Source organism: uncultured Bacillus sp., assembly GCF_958411575.1.
GTDB classification, from domain to species: Bacteria; Bacillota; Bacilli; order Bacillales; family Bacillaceae; genus Bacillus; species Bacillus spizizenii.
In genome coordinates, this window is the sequence record NZ_CATYRA010000001.1 from 82,374 (window position 1) to 98,686 (window position 16,313).

At 42.1% G+C, this 16,313-nt stretch carries 16 protein-coding genes; 1 reads left to right on the forward strand and 15 read right to left on the reverse strand.

Annotation, left to right across the window (positions count from 1 at the left end):
* Positions 1-17 precede the first annotated feature (17 nt).
* The gene (locus tag Q5C82_RS00410) at positions 18-1,088 is read right to left on the reverse strand and encodes a HAMP domain-containing histidine kinase (RefSeq protein WP_003219840.1); all 1,071 of its coding nucleotides are present in this window, start codon (positions 1,086-1,088) and stop codon (positions 18-20) included.
* Positions 1,082-1,795: a two-component system response regulator PsdR gene (psdR, locus tag Q5C82_RS00415; RefSeq protein ID WP_003219839.1), complete on the reverse strand. Its 714-nt coding sequence runs from the start codon at positions 1,793-1,795 to the stop codon at positions 1,082-1,084. Before psdR ends, Q5C82_RS00410 begins: the two co-directional genes overlap by 7 nt.
* 146 nt (positions 1,796-1,941) lie before the next feature.
* On the opposite strand from psdR, the gene Q5C82_RS00420 reads away from it, so the two are divergent.
* Positions 1,942-2,151 (forward strand): membrane lipoprotein lipid attachment site-containing protein, encoded by a 210-nt coding sequence (locus tag Q5C82_RS00420; protein ID WP_003219838.1) that lies wholly within the window; start codon positions 1,942-1,944, stop codon positions 2,149-2,151.
* 35 nt (positions 2,152-2,186) lie between these two features.
* On the opposite strand, the gene Q5C82_RS00425 is transcribed toward Q5C82_RS00420, so the two are convergent.
* The 13 genes from Q5C82_RS00425 to Q5C82_RS00485 form a co-directional block, all read right to left on the reverse strand.
* Entirely contained in the window at positions 2,187-2,942 is a 756-nt protein-coding gene (locus Q5C82_RS00425) for an arylamine N-acetyltransferase (RefSeq protein ID WP_003219837.1), read from the reverse strand.
* A gap of 8 nt (positions 2,943-2,950) precedes the next feature.
* Positions 2,951-3,208, reverse strand: coding sequence for an HPr family phosphocarrier protein (locus Q5C82_RS00430; protein WP_003219835.1), 258 nt, complete (start codon positions 3,206-3,208; stop codon positions 2,951-2,953).
* A gap of 23 nt (positions 3,209-3,231) precedes the next feature.
* A complete protein-coding gene (whiA, locus tag Q5C82_RS00435) occupies positions 3,232-4,182 on the reverse strand; it encodes a DNA-binding protein WhiA (RefSeq protein WP_003219831.1) in 951 nt (316 codons plus the stop codon).
* A 21-nt stretch (positions 4,183-4,203) separates the two neighbouring features.
* The gene (gene mgfK, locus Q5C82_RS00440; protein WP_003219829.1) at positions 4,204-5,157 is read right to left on the reverse strand and encodes a gluconeogenesis morphogenetic factor; all 954 of its coding nucleotides are present in this window, start codon (positions 5,155-5,157) and stop codon (positions 4,204-4,206) included.
* A gap of 1 nt (position 5,158) precedes the next feature.
* Positions 5,159-6,046, reverse strand: a complete 888-nt coding sequence (gene rapZ / locus Q5C82_RS00445) for an RNase adapter RapZ (RefSeq protein WP_003219827.1) — start codon at positions 6,044-6,046, stop codon at positions 5,159-5,161.
* 24 nt (positions 6,047-6,070) lie between these two features.
* On the reverse strand, positions 6,071-6,538 hold the full coding sequence (locus Q5C82_RS00450) for an 8-oxo-dGTP diphosphatase (RefSeq protein ID WP_003219825.1): 468 nt from the start codon (positions 6,536-6,538) through the stop codon (positions 6,071-6,073).
* Between the two features lie 329 nt (positions 6,539-6,867).
* A complete protein-coding gene (trxB, locus tag Q5C82_RS00455) occupies positions 6,868-7,818 on the reverse strand; it encodes a thioredoxin-disulfide reductase (protein WP_003219823.1) in 951 nt (316 codons plus the stop codon).
* A gap of 218 nt (positions 7,819-8,036) precedes the next feature.
* Complete coding sequence (cwlO, locus tag Q5C82_RS00460) at positions 8,037-9,446, reverse strand: peptidoglycan DL-endopeptidase CwlO (protein WP_003219821.1); 1,410 nt, start codon at positions 9,444-9,446, stop codon at positions 8,037-8,039.
* Positions 9,447-9,826: 380 nt separating this feature from the next.
* Complete coding sequence (locus Q5C82_RS00465) at positions 9,827-11,281, reverse strand: tetratricopeptide repeat protein (protein WP_003219819.1); 1,455 nt, start codon at positions 11,279-11,281, stop codon at positions 9,827-9,829.
* Positions 11,282-11,405: 124 nt separating this feature from the next.
* Positions 11,406-13,175, reverse strand: coding sequence for a multidrug resistance ABC transporter ATP-binding protein/permease BmrA (bmrA, locus tag Q5C82_RS00470; protein WP_003219817.1), 1,770 nt, complete (start codon positions 13,173-13,175; stop codon positions 11,406-11,408).
* A 164-nt stretch (positions 13,176-13,339) separates the two neighbouring features.
* Positions 13,340-13,699, reverse strand: a complete 360-nt coding sequence (locus tag Q5C82_RS00475) for a hypothetical protein (protein ID WP_003219814.1) — start codon at positions 13,697-13,699, stop codon at positions 13,340-13,342.
* A 14-nt stretch (positions 13,700-13,713) separates the two neighbouring features.
* Positions 13,714-15,600 (reverse strand): DUF6792 domain-containing protein, encoded by a 1,887-nt coding sequence (locus tag Q5C82_RS00480; RefSeq protein WP_003219812.1) that lies wholly within the window; start codon positions 15,598-15,600, stop codon positions 13,714-13,716.
* Positions 15,590-16,303 (reverse strand): hypothetical protein, encoded by a 714-nt coding sequence (locus tag Q5C82_RS00485; protein WP_003219810.1) that lies wholly within the window; start codon positions 16,301-16,303, stop codon positions 15,590-15,592. Before Q5C82_RS00485 ends, Q5C82_RS00480 begins: the two co-directional genes overlap by 11 nt.
* Positions 16,304-16,313: the final 10 nt, after the last annotated feature.

The following is a 16,313-nucleotide window of genomic DNA, read 5'->3' on the forward strand; positions in this document are numbered from 1 at the left end:
AATTCCGCTCTCCAACCTTACAATGCTGTCACATTCAGTAGGGTGTCACTTGAAAACACGATGGTCATTACAGTGCCAGCTCCTTCTTTTGATTCCGCATACAGCTGATGGCCAAGCCGGATGCACACCTGTTTTGCTAAATAAAGCCCCATTCCCGTTGCCTCTGTCATGCTTCGTCCGTTTTCCCCGGTAAAAAACGCATCAAAAATACGCGGCAGATCCTGCGGCGGTATGCCGATGCCTTCATCAGCAATCGACAATCGCGTTTCATGTCCCTCTGCTTCAATCCGGATTGTAATATGGTCTCCCGCACCTTGCTTTGAGTATTTTAAGGCATTGAAAAGGATTTGCTCGACAACAAAGGAAAGCCATTTTTGATCACTTGAAATCTGAATGGCGTTTGGAGGCACATGTAATTTTGGGAAAAGGCGCCGTTTGATAAACTGCCGTTTTTCCTGATTGATAAGTGAACGGACAAGCTCGGTTAAATTAAAGGTTTGCGGCCTTACATCAAACGCAAATTCCTCCAGCCGGGCCGTTTGCAGCATCATATCAAGACCATGGCGAAACCTCTCATTTTCATCCTCCAGCTCCTCTAAAAACGTCGGAAAAGAAGAAGAGGTTCCATTCTTCCCTTCTTGAATCATTAAGGAAATGACAGATACCGGTGTTTTCATATGGTGGACCCACTGATTGGTGAAGATATAATGCTGTTTTTGCTGATTGATATATTGTAAGAGCCTGCCTTCGTACTGCTGCCCGAGTGCGTTGATCATTTTTGTCCAAAGCGCCTGCTCTCGTGTTCTTGGCTTTCGGGCTTTCAAAGACTGGCCGATGTCATTCGAAGAAGGCGCTTGTTCCGCAAGTTTTTTGACATAAGTCAGAAAGGAAAATTGCCGAACGTAATCAATTGCAAAACCGGCAGCTAAAAGAACACCGGGCAAGACCCATATGTATATCATATTTTCTGCGGGAGGTTTTGCGCCGCTTTCTATGATGCTTAAATACGCAATCAGCGTGGCAGCTCCTATCCCTAATAATGAAAGTAGAATAATCGCGAAGCGGTCGATGAGATAAGTCTTTAACACTCCGGTTCATCCTTCCGATTGACTTGAAATTGATAGCCTTGTCCTCTTATCGTTGAAATGCAATCTTTCAGTCCGGCATTCTCCAATTTTTTTCGCAGCCGATTGACATTGACCGTTAGCGTATTATCATCCACAAAATCGACGTCATCCCATAACGCCTCCAATAATTCATCACGGGAGACGATTTTTTTATGCTCCCTCACGAAAATCGATAGAAGCTGAAATTCTTTTTGTGAAAACAAGATGCGGGTGCTGTTCCACTCGGCCTCATTCTGATCAGGATAAACCGTCAGCCCGCCAAGCTCCACTATTCTTGATTCCTGTGACAAAGAAGGCGAGTATTCACCATATGTGCGGCGCAGGACGCTTTTGATTTTGGCCATCACTACCTCTAAATGGAACGGCTTGGTGATATAATCATCGCCGCCATTTTCAATCGCCATCACCTGATTCAGCTCATCGGTCCGTGCCGATATAAAGATAATCGGCGCATTGGAAATGGTACGGATTTGCCTGCACCAATAAAACCCGTCAAAAAAAGGCAGGTTGATATCAAGCAGGACAAGATCCGGCTTCATTTCTGTAAATTCTAATTTTATATCATTCAGCTGTTCAGCAATTTTTACTTCATATCCGTATTTTTGAAGATGACCGCCCAGCAAAGAAGCAATCCGCTCATCATCTTCCACAAGCAAAATCCGATACACGTTTATCCCCCTTACATTCTGCACGAAGATTTTTCTAGAAGATTCCAAAATTCATTATAGCATGTGGTGAGATAGTAAATCGGTCTTTTTCTTTTCGTTATGATAGAATGATAAAGGTAAAAATTTCATAATAGGCAGGTGTCGTGATGAAGAAAATCATGCTGCTTCTAACAATAACGGCAATTCTTTCAGCATGTCAGCCCAACTATACCGGGAAATACATAGAAATTGGAGATTCACTAACTGAATATACCAAAGAGTGCTTTAAAGAGCATCAAATTCCTTATCAATATGAAAAGGGAAAACTGTATGTTCCAGATGATGCATTTGATGTAGTAATCAATACTTGTTCATAAGAAAAAGCTTGCAGACATGCCGCAAGCTTTTCACGTTACAAAAAATAAGTATTTAATTTCTCTTCAAACTCTGAAGGGGCGAGGTCACTTTTTTGGCCTTCCCCGCCATTTTCATGAATGGTGAAATGGCGGTCTGACATGACCATCCGTCCGTTCGGTGTCAGCTTTGAAGCGAGCAGTGATTTGTTAAAAGGAGATTTTTCATGAGCGTGAATCATGTCCTTCATGTCATCTAAATCACCGGGATCACTCTCTTCAAGGGTAAAGGCGTAACCGATTTGCCAGCCTTCCCCTTTGTCCATCAACAGAACATGGCTGCCCTTTTCTGTCTCTTCCCCTTTGATTCGGAATGACCCGACAGGTGATTGTACCGTTTCTCCGGAAAGCGGTATCGGCTGGAGTGCCAGATTAATGCCGAAGCCGATATCAACGATGTAATCACCTTTTTCCGCAGACAGCAATACAGCAGCATGCGTTCCGTCTAATGCCCACTCTTCTTGTTTTCCTGCATAAACCGTTCCCCGAATGAGCTTCACATGAAACCCGGCCTCACGCAAGACAAAATAAATCAAACCATTTAAATCGTAGCAAAGGCCGCCGTGCTGTTCTTTGACCAGGCGGCGCCATAGCTCTTCTTTTGTTATGTTATAATTCTCTTTTGCAAGTACGGCACGGTTTTCAAATGGAAAACGGTATGCCATTGCTTTGAGAAAAAGGGGGAGATCATCGAAGCTGACATGGTCTTTCTCCCAGCCGATTTTCTGAAAGCAGTCTTTTAAAAAGTCACTCATCTTATCACCTAAACTTCTTCTTGAACATAAGCAGCCAACTTTTCCAGCGCCTCTTGTTCGTCTTCTCCCTGGGCAATCAAGGTAACCTCAGTGCCTGTGCTTACCGCAAGACTCATCAGCCCCATGATACTTTTGGCATTTACTTTTTTCCCATCCTTCTCAAGAAACACATCTGACGTAAACCGGTTTGCCTCTTGTACAAACAAAGCAGCAGGACGCGCCTGCAGTCCTGTCTTTAATCGAACTTCCACTTTCTGTTGAACCATAAGATCTCCCCTTTTCTTTACGGTTATTTTAAAGTGACGGTTTGCCCTGTCCGCAGCTGTTCTGCGATTTCGTCAAGTTTTCTCAGCCTGTGATTGATCCCTGATTTGCTGATTTTCCCGCTTGCTACCATTTCCCCCAGCTCTTTCAGCGTCACTTCCTGGTAATCAATCCGCAGCTGCGCGATTTCCCGAAGTTTTTCAGGAAGCGCATCCAAGCCGATTCTTTCATCGATGTATTTAATATTCTCCACCTGTCTGAGCGAAGCGCCGATCGTTTTGTTTAAGTTGGCTGTTTCACAATTGACGAGGCGGTTGACCGAATTTCTCATATCCCTGACGATTCTGACATCCTCAAATCGCAGAAGCGAATTGTGGGCGCCGATCACGTTCAGAAACTCAGTAATCTTTTCTGCCTCTTTTAGATAGGTGATATAGCCTTTTTTCCGTTCGAGCGTTTTACTGTTTAACTGAAACTCATTTAACAGATCACATAATGAATCGTTATGTTCCTTATAAAGAGAGAAGATTTCTAAATGATACGAGGAGGTTTCCGGGTTATTGACCGAACCTCCTGCCAAAAATGCCCCTCTCATATAAGAACGCTTGCAGCATCTCTTTTTGACCAGCTCTTTCGAAATACTTCGTTCAAACACAAAATTTTCCCCGAGTATTTTTAAATCCTCTAAGATCGCTTTTGCATTTTCTGAAAAACGCACAATATAGACGTTATTCTTTTTCAGCCGCATTTTCTTTCTGACCAGCAGCTCGACCGACACATCATATTGTTTTTTCAGCAATGTATAGATGCGGCGGGCAATCGCCGCATTTTCGGTTTGAACATCAAGTACGAGATGGCGGTTTGTAAATGATAATGCTCCGTTCATCCGGATAAGCGCAGACAGCTCTGCGTTAATGCAGCAGTCTTTCACTTCCAGATTCGTTAATTCTTTTTTTGTTTCTGATGCAAATGACATATAGCCACCTCATTTCTGGCTTCATTCTTTTAGTAAATCGACAAGAAGAGAGGCCACTTTATGTGTATCGTGACGAATTACGTCATTTTTATACGTTACGATTTGATCTCTGATGACTTCAAGCCCCATTGCTTTCAGCTCTTCGATATCAAAATCAACAGGACGCGCCGATTCCATTTCGTACTTACGTTTTATTTCGTCAGGAATGTCTTCGCTGTTCACTAATATTGTATCAATAAAACCGCAGCCCATATGCTGGTTGAGCGCTTTCACATGATCAGCTGCGGTGTAATGGAGTGTTTCGCCGGGCTGAGTCATCACGTTGCAAATGTATACTTTTTTCGCCGGCGCCTTCACTACTTCTTCCCCGATTTTCGGGACGAGCAAATTGGGAAGAATGCTTGTATAGAGGCTTCCCGGACCGATAATAATCAAATCCGCTTCCCTGATCACGTCTATCGTTTCCGGCAGCGGATCAATATGTTCAGGCGTAAGAAAAACACGCTTAATCCGCTGTCCGTACTCCGGAATAGTGGACTCGCCTGAGACCACGCGGCCGTCCTCCATTTCGGCATGCAGAACAACACTGGCATTGGCTGCCGGCAAAACCTTTCCTCTTACATTCAGCACCTTGCTCATTTCTGTGACAGCGTGAAAAAAATCACCGGTTATATTTGTCATCGCTGCCAAAATCAAATTCCCGAGAGAATGGCCTGTTAAGTCATTCCCCTTATTGAAGCGATGCTGAAAGAGATCTTCAACAAGCGGCTCCACATCAGATAAAGCGGCAAGCACATTTCTGATATCTCCGGGAGGCGGAATTTTCAGCTCATTCCGCAGACGGCCAGAGCTTCCCCCATCATCGGCAACTGTCACAATGGCCGTAATGTCAACAGGTTTATGCTTTAAGCCCCGAAGCAATACAGAAAGACCCGTACCGCCGCCAAAGATTGCGATTTTCGGCTTTTGTCCCATCTTATTTCCGGCTTCTCTTTTCAATGTCCCGGTGAGTAACATGAGTATAGTAATCCTTTTTGAAATAGTCAGCTAAATTCTCGGCAAGTGTCACAGAGCGGTGCTGGCCCCCTGTGCAGCCGATCGCAATGACGAGCTGGCTCTTCCCTTCTCTTTTGTAGGACGGCAGCATGAAGCTGAGTAAATCGATTAATTTTTCATTGAACTTTTGTGTTTCATTCCACTTCATGACGTAAGAGGATACCTCTTCATCTTTTCCGGTCAGCGGCCTCATGCTTTCGATATAATATGGGTTCGGCAAAAATCTGACATCAAAAACGAGATCGGCATCAATCGGAATACCGTATTTAAAACCAAATGACATGACATTTACCGTAAATGTCTCTCCTTGGTTTGTCGCAAAATGCTTTACGATTTTCTCGCGCAGATCGCGCGGCTTCATGTCTGATGTATCATAAATCATTTGAGAGCGGCCTTTTAATTCCTCAAGCAGCTCACGCTCCAGCGCGATGCCCTCAAGCGGCAGGCCCGTCGCTGCCAGAGGATGCGAACGTCTCGTTTCTTTATATCTCGTGACGAGAATGGAATCTTTCGCGTCCAAGAATAAAATTCGCGGTGTAATCCACGGATGTTCCGCCATTTCATCCAGTGCTTCGATCAGCCGGTCAAAAAATTCACGGCCGCGCAAATCCATCACGAGCGCAACCTTGCTCATTTTCGAATTTGATTCCTTCATCAGCTCTAAAAATTTCGGAAGCAATGAAGGTGGAAGATTATCGACGCAGAAATAGCCGAGATCTTCAAAGCTTTGAATAGCGACAGTTTTCCCCGCTCCCGACATTCCGGTTATAATGACAAGCTGAATATCATGTGATTCACTACCACTCATCTTTCTCCCCCCTGACTTGTCTTTCTATTTGATATGCTGCGGGTCTAACCGATAACTGAGCAGCTCAAAATCCGGTGTATACGTAAATGTGCCGTGCAGCAGCCCTTTTCCCTTCATCATAAAGTCTAGGATATGGCCGTCTCCCGGAGCCATAGGCAGGTTTTGAATGTCATTGACATCGTGCCACTGCAGCTTGCCTTCCTCTGATTCAGCTACATTTTGTCCGGTATATGAATCAGCGACAAACGTAAACATCATCCACTCAGAGACAACGTGGTCACCATCTTTAATAATAAAGGTAAAAACGCCTTTTAACTGAGGATTTATGATATAGATACCCGTCTCTTCTCTGTACTCTCTGATGACGGAGTCTCTGACTGATTCTCCGCTCTCCATCTTGCCTCCCGGCGCGACCCACCAGCCGCGTCTAGGTTTTTGAAGCAGAAGGACTTTGTCATCCGTCTGAAGCACACAATTTGTCACTCTTTGCAAGTACGTTCACCTAACCTTCTCGTCCTGTCATCGTCTCTTTATTATACCGCTTCAAGATGCCTCCCACAATGAAGAGGCATTGACAATCTTTTCTTCTATTTTACAGCATATTCATCTCTTAGTTCAGGTGATTTGCTGTAATAGGCATCCGTCTTTTATTTTTGGACAAAAAAAGGACACGGATAACTGGAGAATCCGTGCCAAAAAAGTGTATTCATTATAAAAAGGGGGTCAATTACTTTATTAATCATAACCGAAAAGCATTACACAACTGTTACAGCGGAATTAAAACCCAGTAACGTTATATGAAGCTCGTATGACAGTCCTTTTTATTTTAAGGTTTTCAGCGTTTCTTGGAGTTCTTCGACATAATGCTGAACGCTTTGTGCCGCAATACTTCCGTCTCCTGTAGCCGTTACAATTTGGCGCAGTGACTTTTCGCGAATGTCTCCGGCAGCGAAAATACCTTCAACCTTTGTTTCCATGCGGTCGTTTGTTTCGATGTAGCCTTCTTCATTCGTAATGCCCAGATTTTCGAACGGTTTAGACAGAGGAAGCATGCCGATGTAAATGAATACGCCGTCTGTTTTGAATTCACTTTCTTCACCGGTTACCGTATCGACAAGCGTTACGTTACCGACTTTGCCGTTTTCCTCATGAATTTCCTTCACGGTTTTATTCCATAAGAAGTCAACTTTTTCATTATCAAACGCTCTCGCTTGGAGAATGCTTTGCGCACGGAGTTTGTCACGTCTATGAACGATCGTTACTTTTGAAGCAAAACGTGTTAGGTACACGCCTTCTTCAACCGCGGAATCACCGCCGCCAACAACGACAAGCTCTTTGCCTTTAAAGAAAGCGCCGTCACATACCGCACAATAAGATACACCGCGGCCGCCCAATTCTTTTTCGCCAGGCACGCCGATTTTTTTATACTCCGCACCTGCGGCAATGATGACTGCACGTGCTTTATATTCTTTTGAACCGGCTTTAACCACTTTGTACTCTTTGCCGTCAACAACTTCTTTAATATCGCCATAAGCGTATTCAGCACCGAATTTTTTCGCGTGTTCGAACATTTTATTGGAAAGCTCAGGTCCAAGGATGCTTTCGAATCCAGGATAGTTTTCTACATCTTCCGTATTGGCCATTTGCCCGCCTGGAATTCCTCTTTCAATCATTAATGTCGATAAATTTGCTCTTGATGTGTATACAGCGGCCGTCATCCCAGCAGGGCCCGCGCCGATTATAATCACGTCATACACTTTTTCTTCTGACACACTATTCACTCCTTAAACCATCTTTTCAAGTTTGGGCTCTTTCTTATATGATAAGAATCCCCATCAAACGTATTCCTTACCCATATCCTATAAAATCTCATGGTGATACGCTATTTTTTTGCTCATTTTTTTCTCATCACGATTAAATGTATTGTAAAAGGGTATACATGTTAATAAAGAAAGAGCCTTCTGTGTATAGAAGGCCCTTGTCTTATTTATTATTGAACAACACGTCTTACAACGCCTTTAAATGCTTTTTTCCAGTAAACGTTGCTCATAGAGTCAACAGATACACCATGAGATGTATTGTCGTTTAGGAAAGTACCGTTTCCTAAGTAAATTCCAACGTGACCGTTTGTTTTATATGTGTCAAAGAAAACTAAGTCTCCGCGTTTCATTTCGGACGCGCTGACAGCTTGTCCTCTGCCAACTAATGTATCAGTTGTTGTTCCGCCGACAGGTCCAAGGTTAACACCTGCAGAAGCGTATGCCCAGCGTACGAATGATGAGCAGTCAAAAATACGGTTGTTGATATCAGACTGAGTGCGTCCGCCGCCAAATTTGTACGGAGATTGTCCTACAATGCTTGAACCAACGCTGATCGCGCCTTCAATTCCACCTGAGTTGCTGATAACAGTGCCGCCTGAATTGCTGTTTGAGCTGCTGCTCTTCTTAGAAGATGAGCTGCTTGATGAACTGTTTGATGAACTCTTAGAAGAATTGTCTGAAGAATCGTCAGATGAGCTCACCTTTGCTGATTCAGTTGTAGCCGTCTGGCTGTCATCTGTTTGTGTTTCATCAGATGCTTTTTGTGCTTCTTCCTGCTTTTTGATCAAAGCAGCCGCTGCTTCTTGTTCTTTTTTGATGCGTGCTTGTTCAGCTTCAGTATCTGCTTTTTGATTTGCAAGTTCAGACGCTTCTGATTTTAATTCAGAAATCGCGGCAGCCGTTTTCTTCTGGCTTGCTTTTGCTTCGTCGAAAAGCTTGTCTTTTTCATCAAGCTGTTTATCAAGGTCTTTTTGCATTGTTTCTAATTTAGCCAATGCAGCTTGAACTTCTTTCAGCTTATTATTCAAATCCGCTTCAGAATCTTCAAGCTTCGCTTTATCCTGCTCTTGCTGCTTAATTAAATCTTTGTCTGCATCAACAATAGATGAAACCGCAGTGGCGCGAGAGATAAAATCACCAAAGCTTGTTGATCCTAAAAGGACATCTATGTACCCTTGAGATCCGCCGCTTTCCTGTAAAGAACGAACGCGTTTTTTCAGAATTTCATTGCGTTTTTCAATGCGGGCTTCTGTCTCTTTAATCTCTTTTTTCAGTTTTTTGATTTCTTCTTTTGTTTTATCGTTTTCTTCTTTTTTATCTTCGATCTTGTTGCTTGTATCAAGCGCCTTAGCGTTAATGTCTTTCAGTTCTTTTTCAATCTTTGATTGGTTTTCCTGAAGCTTAGTTAATTCTTTTTCCTTTGCTTCAATGCTGGAAGCAACCTCAGATTGCTTGCTTTCGATTTTTTGTTTCTTTTCATCTAATGTTTCCGCCGATGCAGTTTTACTTGTAAATGGGATCAAAAAACTGCTTGTCCCGATGACGGAAGCCAAACCAAGTGTCAATAAACTCTTTCTCACTTTTTATATCCTCCCTTTTACTGTGAACCTGTTCTCATTTGGAATTGTATTTTGAACATCAAGTTTCGTTCCTCATACTCTACGAGGAATGATGGTCGTTTATGGTTAATTATTCTGTGCATCTCTTATTCTGGTTGTATAGCGTTTATTTCACATCATATGTAAAAAACACTAATTCCTTATGTACGAGAATCATTATACCATCAAGTTTCGACAAATTAGCGATAAATTTTATTACATTTGTGTTTCAAACAGATGTCAAGTCGCACATCATTTGTCATTTTTCTTAAACGAGTAAAAAAACTGTCGATATTATTTTCTTAATATAATCTATCAAATAAAAAAAGAGTCGATTCTACAAATCGACTCTTCAAAATATTCTATTCTAGAATATCATCAATATATTTCATATATTTCGTCAAAGTTGCCGGAGAGATGCCGAATCGGGCCGCTGTGTCTTTTTTCGTGTCATGCTTGCCGTGGGCTTCTTTCCAAATATAACAGATCGCCGCTGCCCAGCCTCTCTCATTTTTCAACGGAGCGGCTGCACGGATTTGCTGGATGACATGGAACACCCAGCAGCTCATGACTTCTGTTTTCATCTCTTCTTTTTCAGCTTGCTCCAATAATTTGACGGTTTGATAGGCAAAAAGTGCATCTTCTGTTACGTCAGCAGCCGCGGAATCTCCATTCAAAAGCAGCTTAACAAAATGATTTTCGAAAGGAGCGGTAATTCTCTTTGAGCGTATCACCGCTTCAAGATGCTCCGTTTCTCCCTTTGTGCTGCTGATATAATAGGCTGCGAGACGCTGTTCCACGGATGAAGGGAGAGCTTCCCTCCGCTCTATCCAGGGAGCCGGGCGGTCTTCTCCGGGATATTGCGACTCGACTTTTCTCCAGATCGTTTCGGCAAATTCAGTATGTCCCGTAAAATAAGCGGAACACGAAAGCCAGTAAAAGAATGTATCGTCACCTTCAAAGCCGGTTTTATATAATGATTTAAGCCATTTATATCCGATCTCGTAACGGCCGACAAGCGCCAAAGTGGCTCCCAGTTTATAGCGCTGTTCCAATAGCATCGGATATACATTAGAAAGCTGAGCACTCAATTCCGCCACTTTTTCATCTTCTCTTTCATAATAGTAGAAAACGAGAAGATTGCATAAGGCGTGAAGGTTTCCTTCATTATGACTGAGCACTTGATAAGCGGTTTGCTTCGCTTTTACGATGTTGCCTGAATAGAAATAGGCAAGCGCCAGGTTATTGTATGCTGACCAAAGCTCCGGATATTCTGCTGTGATTTCCTCAAGCGCCGCAACCGCTTCAGCAAGCTGGCCACTTTCCAGCAATGACTTTGCCCGATCCTGTTTCATCAGCAGTTCATCCTGATCATACAACGAATCCTCAATGCCGTCGTCTCCTAAATCGAGCAATTCAAGCAGACTATCGTTTTCTTCGGCGAATTCACCGTCCGGATCCGCATCTGAATAAGCGGCCGCTTCTTTATAAGCTTCTTGAAAGAGTCCCAGATGGGCGAAGTTATTCGCTTTAAAGTAATGGCACTCCGGCATTTCGTCCTCCAGATTCGCCATGATATAATCAAGAAGATCGTTCGACTCTTGATACTGGCCCATTTCTGAATAAATGACCGCAAGCTGCGATAGCATCTCTGAATCGTCCGGCTCCAAATGAACCGCGCGCTGAATCAGTTTGCTTGCCCGTTTCAGATTGCGCTCTTTATACGCTTTCAAGCCTTTATGAAAAAAATATTGTCCATCTTGAAGCAGCTGGACAATTTGTGCGTGATTTTTATGTTCAGAAGTGTGTTTTCCCACAACTACCCTCCGTTTTATACAATATTACCGTCAGTAGTATACCATAAATCATAAGCCCCTCAATAGTTCAAAAGGAAGGATTGGGAAAATCCCTCCGCTTTTTACTGGCTGATTCGACCAAAATTTACCCGGCTTTGTTTTCTAAATCCGCGTTCATTTTCAGCTGTTGCTCAGCAAAATCCCTATAAAGATCATGGGAAGCCATTAATTCATGATGTGTTCCACGTCCGGTAATTTCTCCTTTTTCAACAAACAAAAGCCGGTCCGCGTCTACAACGGTAGATAAGCGGTGGGCGATGACAATCGTTGTGCGGCCCTCCATCAGCACCTCAAGCGCCTGCTGAACTGATTTTTCAGATTGGCTGTCGAGGCTTGAGGTGGCTTCATCGAGCATAAGAATGCTCGGATCACGAAGAAGCGCTCTCGCAATCGCGATTCTCTGTCTTTGTCCTCCTGACAGCATAATGCCGCGTTCGCCCACCTCTGTATCAAGCTGATTCGGCAGCTCCTTTATAAAATTGAGCGCATATGCCATCTCCGCAGCTTTTTCGATCTCGTCATCCGTAACATCGCGTTCTAACCCGTAGCAGATATTTTCTCTGATTGTTCCTGACATTAACGGGCTTTCCTGTGATACATACCCGATGTGCTCCCGCCACGATTCAAGCGAGTAAGTATCAACTGGCTCGTCCCCCAGCCGGATGGTCCCTGCAGTCGGAGTATAGAAACGTTCTAGCAGCTTAAACAGCGTCGTTTTCCCACCGCCGCTCGGGCCGACAATCGCTGTGACTTTCCCTGCTTCAATGACGGCGTTGATCTCTTTCAAGATCAGCTGATCAGGCTTATATCCAAAAGACACACGATCAAGCTGAATAGGCAAATGCGCGTTTTCGATTTGTTTTCCTGTGACTGTATCTTCCTCTTCCTCTGCTAAAATCTCAATCATTCGTTCTGTTGCACCGATTGATTTTTGGAGCTGTGTGAAGAACGTGGTAATCTGGCCCATCGGCATAATAATTTGAAACAAATATAAAATAAAAGCCACGAGCGCTCCGGCGGTGAGCTCACCTGATGACACTTGCATGCCGCCGTATCCGATCACTGCCACAAGCGCCGCCATTAACACGAGTGAGATGAGCGGGCCGACAAGCGACTGAACCTTTGCTTCACGCACGCCAAGTTTAAATAATGAAGAAATCCCAATCTTCCCGCGCCCATATTCGACATCCTCCGCATTTGAAGCCTTGACGAGTCTGATTTCCGGAAGAATTTGATTCAGCAGGCCAGTGAAACGGGCTGTTTCATCTTGCGTTTCCCGTGAAATGGAGAACATCTTCCGGCCAATCGGTATTAAAATAAGAGCTGCCAGCGGAACGACAACTAACACAAGCAGTGTCAGCTTCCAATTCATAATAAACAAGATTGTCAGTGATCCAATAACAGAAATGATCCCTGTAATAAATCCGCTGATATGGGTTGTAATCAGTTCTTTGACCACCATCGTATCATTCGTTACACGACTGACTGTTTCTCCGGAGGCGTTTGTGTCGAAATAAGGAACAGGCAGCTTAATTAATTTCTTCCATAATAAATCCCGCAGTCCGGAGATGATTTTTTGTCCATTATAGTTAAGCGCATAGGTGGCATAAGCGCTTAAACCCGCCTGAACGAAAAAAACCAGCGCGATCAGCCCGATTTGCGTGCCTGACAGATTTGACATAGAAAATCCGTCGACAAGCTGCTTCGTTAATAATGGAATCAGCAGGCTGACCAGCGTGGTCACAATACTGAGGGCCAGCGCAAAGGCAAGCTTTCCATAAGAAGGATTGGTCTTCTTTACTAATGCAAAAAAGGGTTTCAATTTACTTTTAGATTTTTGTTGCTTAGTTGGCATATATGTTTCCTCCTGTTTCAGCGTTCAGAAAGGTGAAATGGCATAGCAAAAGGATGATTTTTACTCTTTCTCAATCATATCAATGGAGAGAGACTTTTTCAGTATATTTTTGCCGTGATGAACAAAAATCTCCCACTCATTGTTTGAATAGGAGACTTTTTATATTAGACACCTTGAACAGGCTTCTTTTTTTTGTAAGTCAATGTCACATCCTGCTTTCGCAGGTCTTCAATCATCATTTTGTACCGGTCAACTTTTGCAGTATGTTCTTCTTTTATCATTTGAAGTGCAGCTTTTCGTTTTTCGCTTTTTGATTCAAGCTCTTCTTTTATTTTTTTTACAATCAACCCTTTTTGTCCTTTGATTTCCTCTTTTAGCGAAGACTCAAATTTCTTTGTCAGGCCGAGAATGTCGTTGATCGGTTTATTGAGGCTGTCTGCTTTCCCCTTCATTTCGTCTTGGGGAAGAAACATATAGGTGGTTGATACAATTTCTGTTTCACTTTCTGAAAATAAGGAAGTCACTCTTCATATTCCTCCTAAGGCTGAAAATCAAATAACTGAGAAATCATTTCTTCTTTTTCAAACAGCTTTTCAATACTCTCGCGGATGTTTTTGATGAAATCTCTTTTTTCTGTTGCCTGTTTTTTTAATTCAGCAACAATTCCATCATTAGCAGGGAGCGCACCTGTGTGGAACGATTCATGAACTGAGATTTTCTCCAATTTATCGAATGTGTGATTGAAACCGGCTGCAAGCCGGAATTGAAGATCGAAGGCATAATGCGAAGGATTTTCTTCCATATGATGAATTGCCGTGATGATCGCCTGTTTTTTGTCTACGAAGTCTTCATCGATTTCCTGACTGTAAACCTTCTGGTACTTAGAAATCGCCTCTTCCATATCTTCAACGATCTTCATACCGTTTTGATAGATTCTGACAGCGGATGATAGATTGACTTTAATCGTTTCTCCCGATCCGCTCTTTCCTGTAAAGTAAATATCGGAGCCTTTATAGCTAAAGCCTTTTCCCTTTGATAAAGCGTTCAGCATTTGAACGATGCTGTGGCCGTCGACAATGAGCTTTAATGCGTCTTTTGTTTCTGTGTCGAGTGTTTCTAGTGCAGCCTTTAATTCTTTAACACTCCCTACTAACTCACAGACATAATAAACAATTGCAACTACATTATTAGTAGAAAGTGCGTATTTTAACTGTTGATATTGAATTTCTATATCGCTTATCTTATTATTAACAATTTTCAACTGTTTTTTGATACTCTTCTTTTGTGTCTCATCAATATAACCATTCTCTTTAAGCTGATCCACAAATGTCCCGCTATTATTCAAGATAGTATGAAAGAATTTGATAAAGGCCGGCATTTTTTCCCCGATATTCTTAACCATTACCTGTATATCACCAAACCGGTCTTTCACTATTTTCCCTTTCGCCATATTTCCATCAGCACTAAATATACTGCCGACAAGCTCTGCATCTATACCAGTTGAAGCCAAGACAAATCCGTTTAGCCCACCTTTTTTATAGTCATCCGAATACTTTCGCAAAAAGGTTTGGATAGAGCGGACTTCCTCATCGGGAATATTATCAATAATGCTTCTGATTCCTTTGACATCCGTGTTTGTATCTTTCATCTTTACATCGCCAAATGTAATAAAATCAGCCTTTCCGCTAACGCCATAAAGCGGGTCATCTTTGGAGATGCGTTGGGTGATGTTTGCTGTTACGCCTTTGTCTTTATAGTATTTGGTGATCGCTTTTTTAAGGTCTTCTTTTGGGAGTGAATTTAACTCTTTAAATGTATTTACCTTAAATTTTTTGAGCATTGTGTATCTCAGATGCTCATCGGCTTTAAACAAATGGTCCACGCTTACTTGAGCTCCATTTACACCATACACCTCATCGTATTCACCATCTATTAATTGCACCATTACTTGGTTATTATTAGCCAATGAATGCCCCATGCTATATGTTTTTAAATTTTTGTCATTTCCTGCTTTCTTCTTTGCTTTCCTAGTAAACTCCTTAGTTGCATTATATTGACTATCGTCCATCCCAAGAAACAGACCAAAAAAATTATAAGTCCAGTCTTTATTATCTGCACTTCCTTCAGAAATAATATGCAACTGATTGACTTCATTCTTTTTATCTGTGATATGAATAGCAGTACCATCATAACCTGATTCTTCATTCTGATGTACAAGCTCTTTAGATGTATAAATTTCAATATTTTGTGTAAGATCCTGATGAGTTTCTTCTTTATAAATTCTCCGAATATCTGCTTCAAAATCATCCTTAGCATCTTGAATTATTTTTGGATCCGAAGAAGCAAATTTCTGTTTATAACTGTATTCTATATTTATAAGGCGCAGTTTTATATTTTCATTTACAAAAATATTTTTACTCCCCATCTTCCCGCTCCTCTATATTAAAGGTGACAGAATTTAATATTTTTTTAACCTTTATCCCATAGTCTTTTGGATTTTGTTTACATGTCTGTGCATTTGCTGAGCAGCTGAACATAAAAGAATATTCCATCCCTAAATAATCTTGTTTTTTCGATTTTATATAACCAAGATAGATATAGGATGGTTTCTCTTCGTTCTCAAAGTATTCTTTTTTTGAAGCAAAATAAATATCCTTATCCTTTGCTTCTAATTTTTCGAAATTACCTTTGTATTCATTTTTACCACTAACGATATCCAACATAGTCTCCGGATCGTTTATAAATGATTCATTTTGATAAAACTTTACTGAAGCATTCATTACTATATTCGTTTTTTTATTAACACTGTCAAAAAATAGTGACTCGTTTGTTTTTGAAGTTTCAGAGTCTGAGTACTCCCCATCCTCTGGAAACAACATCCTAAATCCTTTCAACTTAGACTCCAGCAAATAATACCCCGGTTCCTCTTCTTTCGTTGACACCATGTACTCTCTCGTTTTATCGTCCTGAAACGCAGGAACTTGCGGCAGGTCTTTTGGATCCATGTCTTTTGGTTTTACGGCTTCTGTTTTATTGTCATTTGTGCTGTTTTTATCATTGTCGTTCATACTGCATCCTCCTGTCAGGGCAAGTAATAAGCTGAAGCAAATAAAGATGATCTTTTTCATTACGAACCTC